Genomic DNA, 3,506 nt, shown 5'->3' with positions numbered 1-3,506 from the left:
CACCCCCCAGGTCATGGGTTCGACAGGGGGCAACAGTCATGCCGGGCCCGGAGGCCAGCGGCCCCATTGCAGGACCGCGAAAAACATAACGGGGCACCCGCTGGTCTCCCCCGTCAGTCCCCGTCAGCCCCCGTCAGCCCGTCACCGTTGCTTCGGCAGGTCGACTACTTCGGCTGGTCGACGCGGATCTTCGACTGGCCGTGCTTGCGGGTCTCCCAGTCATCCATGAAGCGACCGCGGAGGCCGTGCTTCTCGGCCAGGGCGATGAGAGTCTCGGTGCGGTAGTAGAAGTCCTCGCGCAGTACCTGGTGTTCGGCGCCTTCGGTGCGGTCGAAGGTGAAGTCGAAGAAGCCGCCGGGGGCGAGGATGCGGCCGACGTGGGCGAAGCACTCGTCGATGACGGAGATCGGCGAGTGGGAGAAGACGCTGTGCGCGTGGACGACGTCGAAGTGGTCGTCGGGGAGGAAGTCCAGGGTCAGGTTCTGGGTGATGGTCAGGTGCGGGAGCTTGCCCTGGAGCCCGTACGTGGTCAGGGTCTGCTTGGCGGATATGAGGATGTCGGGGGAGATGTCGATGCCGTAGTAGTGGCCCGAGTCGAGGTAGTCGATGAAGCGCCAGCCCGCGCGGAGGTTGCCGCAGCCGATGTCGAGCATGCGGTGGGCCGGGGTCAGCCCGTGCTCGCTGAGGTAGTCGAACTGCATCTTGCCGAGGGCCAGCCACCGGTCGTGGGTCTGGCTGCCGACGGCGGCCTCGGGGTTGCGGCTGGTGTCGGAGGCCATGACGGCGCGGTAGTAGTCGACGTGGTTGGGGTGCTTGACGCGGAGCCAGCTGTCGCGGGCGGTGCGCTTGAGGTAGGGAGCGATGCGGGCCGGGTTGCTGACCGCGTAACGCACCTTGTGCGTGAGGCTCGTGCGGTTTTTGAGCATGGCTTTCGATGACGCCACGGGTCTGACCTCCGTAGGGGACGGCGAGGGACGGCGGGTGTGCGTGGGTGAGGGACGGCAGGGGCGGAGAAGGGAAGGAAGGAAGGGGAAAAGGCGACAAAAAGACCGCTTGTCACACGTGTCTGGCGCGGAGCCAGCGGATGGTGAGGGCGGTCAGCGCGACCGCCAGGCTCAGCAGGATGGCCGTCTCGATCCACTGGAGGGGCCAGAAGTCGCTGCTGGGGTGCACCTTGTGGAAGCGCGCGATGTAGCCGTGTTCGGCCATGCACTGCTTCAGTTCGGCGCCGGAGAAGGGGCAGTTCATGACCCCCTCCTCGGCTCCGGACGGCTTGATGTAGCCGAACTGGCCCGTGGACCAGGCGCTGCCGACCGGGATCTTGGGGACCATGCCGGGGGTGACCCGGGCCGTGGGCGGCAGCCAGTCGGCGCGGAAGAAGGTCAGGGCGAGGCGCACCACCGCGACCGAGGCCAGGGCGATGCCCATGGCGGGCAGCAGGCGGCGCGTCAGCAGGCCGGCCGCGGTGCCGGCCGCGAGGCCGAAGAGGGCGCAGGCGACGGCGGCGGGGCCGGTGGCGTTGAAGATGTAGCCGTCGTACCAGTACGGGCCGTCGAGCATGTTGGCGATCGGCGACCACCACCAGGCGACGAGGGCCGCGAGGACCGCGGAGCTGAAGACCGCGTACAGGGCGGCGAGGCCGAAGCGGGCGGCGAACCAGCGGAGGGGGCCGATGCCCTGGGTGAGCGCCAGTCGGAAGGTGCCGCTCTCCAGTTCGCGGCCGATCAGCGGTGCGCCCCAGAAGATGCCGATGAGGGCCGGGAGGACCATGCTCAGCGTGGCGAGGGCGCGGATGGGGTCGCTGTTCTCGCGCAGCAGGCGCTCGGTGGCCTGGGTGCCGCAGCCGCCGTTCCAGCCCTTGCAGATGGTGATGTGCTGATCGGCGATGAACGCCAGCATCTCCGTGCGCCGGAACCAGACATACGCCGTGCAGGCGAGCAGGGTGAGGGTCGCGACGAGGATCAGGGTGCGCTGCTGACGCCAGGCGAGCCAGTGGGCTCCCCTCATGCCGCCTCCTCGGCCGGGTCGCCGGGGGCCGTGGGGGCCGTACAGGACCCGGGCCGGACGGGGGCGCGGAGGTAGCCGAGCAGCAGCTCTTCCAGGGAGGGGGTTTCGGTGACCCACCGCCGGTCGACGAGGTCGGGCTCCCGGACCAGGGCCGTCACCTGACGGCCGGTGAGGGTGGTCTCGACGACCGTGGCGCGGTCCACTTCGGGCGGCAGGCCGTCGTCCGCGCCGTCGTGGGCGCGGCCGGTGATCAGGGCGTGCGCGTCACGCAGTTTCTGGGCGTCGCCCGTGAGGCGGACGCCGCCGTACTTGAGGAGGAGCACGTGGTCGCAGACGTTCTCCAGCTCGGACAGGACGTGCGAGGACATCACGACGGTGATGCCGCGTTCGGCGGCCTCGGCCATCAGCAGGCCCATGACCTCGTGGCGTACGAGCGGGTCGAGGTCGGCGAGCGGCTCGTCGAGCAGCAGCAGATCGGGCCGCTTGCCGAGGGCGAGGGCCAGGGCGATGCGGGTGCACTGGCCCTGCGAGAGGGTGCCGACCTGGGTGGTGAGGCCGATGCCGCCCGCGCGGACGATGCGTTCGGCGGTGGCCTGGTCCCAGGTGCGGTTGAACTCGCGGCCGAAGCGGAGGGTGTCGGCGACGGAGAAGCGCGGGTAGAGCGGCTTGTCCTGGGCGAGGAAGGCCGTGCGGTCGCGGGCCTCGGCGGTGCCGGGGGCCGCGCCGAAGACCCGCAGCTCGCCGGTGGTGGGCCGGAGCAGGTCGGTCGCCAGGTGCAGCAGTGTGCTCTTGCCCGCCCCGTTGGGGCCGACGAGGGCGGTGATGCGGCCCGCGGGCAGCTCGAATTCGCAGTCGCGCAGCGCCCAGCCGCTCCGGAACCTCCGGCCGAGCCGCGTCGCCCGTAGCGCCATGGGGGCGGTCGGATCGGTCACGTCGCTTCCTCCAAGGACGCCGGGTGCGGGGCCGCGGTGCCGGCGCCCGCGAGGGATACGGGCACGGGTGGCGGCGGGGGCGGGCCGTAGCTCTGGTCCAGGGCGGCCCCGGTCATCGCGGCGACGTCGTCGCGGTCGAGTCCGGCCTCGCGGGCGCGGTGCGTCCAGTCGGCGAGTTCCGTGCGGAGCGGGGCGTCGGGCGCGGACTCGGGGCGGGAGAGCGAGCGCCTGACGAACGTGCCCTGGCCGGGGCGCGGTTCGACGAGGCCCTCGCGCTCCAGCTCGCGGTATGCCTTGAGCACGGTGTGGGGGTTGATCGCGAGGGCGGCGACCACGTCCTTGGCCGTCGGCAGCCGGTCGCCGGGCTCCAGCATGCCCAGTCGCAGCGCCTGGCGGACCTGGTCGACGAGTTGCTGATAGGCGGCGACGCCGCTGCGCCGGTCGATACGGAACGCGATGGTCTGCATAGGTCCCGCCTCGCCTCTCATGCCGCGCTGCCTCTCGCACCGCACTACGCCAACGTCGTTTCACTAACCTGTTAGTGGAATGATGCGGATAGGCGTCGAC

General features: G+C 70.9%; 4 protein-coding genes. All 4 read right to left on the bottom strand.

All coding sequences use genetic code 11. The features are described 5' to 3' along the window. Positions 1–164 precede the first annotated feature (164 nt). The gene (locus ACFU99_RS37675) at positions 165–926 is read right to left on the bottom strand and encodes a class I SAM-dependent methyltransferase (RefSeq protein ID WP_384401403.1); all 762 of its coding nucleotides are present in this window, start codon (positions 924–926) and stop codon (positions 165–167) included. Between the two features lie 130 nt (positions 927–1,056). Beyond that, positions 1,057–2,007: a transporter gene (locus ACFU99_RS37670; RefSeq protein WP_384401400.1), complete on the bottom strand. Its 951-nt coding sequence runs from the start codon at positions 2,005–2,007 to the stop codon at positions 1,057–1,059. After that, positions 2,004–2,939: an ATP-binding cassette domain-containing protein gene (locus ACFU99_RS37665; protein ID WP_384401397.1), complete on the bottom strand. Its 936-nt coding sequence runs from the start codon at positions 2,937–2,939 to the stop codon at positions 2,004–2,006. The genes ACFU99_RS37670 and ACFU99_RS37665 overlap by 4 nt, the downstream gene beginning before the upstream one ends. After that, the gene (locus ACFU99_RS37660) at positions 2,936–3,406 is read right to left on the bottom strand and encodes a GntR family transcriptional regulator (protein WP_384401394.1); all 471 of its coding nucleotides are present in this window, start codon (positions 3,404–3,406) and stop codon (positions 2,936–2,938) included. Before ACFU99_RS37660 ends, ACFU99_RS37665 begins: the two co-directional genes overlap by 4 nt. Positions 3,407–3,506: the final 100 nt, after the last annotated feature.

The organism is Streptomyces sp. NPDC057654 (assembly GCF_042800135.1).
In the GTDB taxonomy this organism is placed as follows: Bacteria; Actinomycetota; Actinomycetes; order Streptomycetales; family Streptomycetaceae; genus Streptomyces.
The sequence above is the reverse complement of the archived record's forward strand: the minus strand, read 5'-3'. Positions and strand labels throughout refer to the sequence as shown.

Excerpts from the sequence above, each read along its gene's own strand:
- ACFU99_RS37675 (WP_384401403.1), bottom strand. The coding sequence starts at position 926 with ATGCTCAAAAACCGCACGAGCCTCACGCACAAGGTGCGTTACGCGGTC.
- ACFU99_RS37660 (WP_384401394.1), bottom strand. The coding sequence starts at position 3,406 with ATGCAGACCATCGCGTTCCGTATCGACCGGCGCAGCGGCGTCGCCGCC.
- ACFU99_RS37670 (WP_384401400.1), bottom strand. The coding sequence starts at position 2,007 with ATGAGGGGAGCCCACTGGCTCGCCTGGCGTCAGCAGCGCACCCTGATC.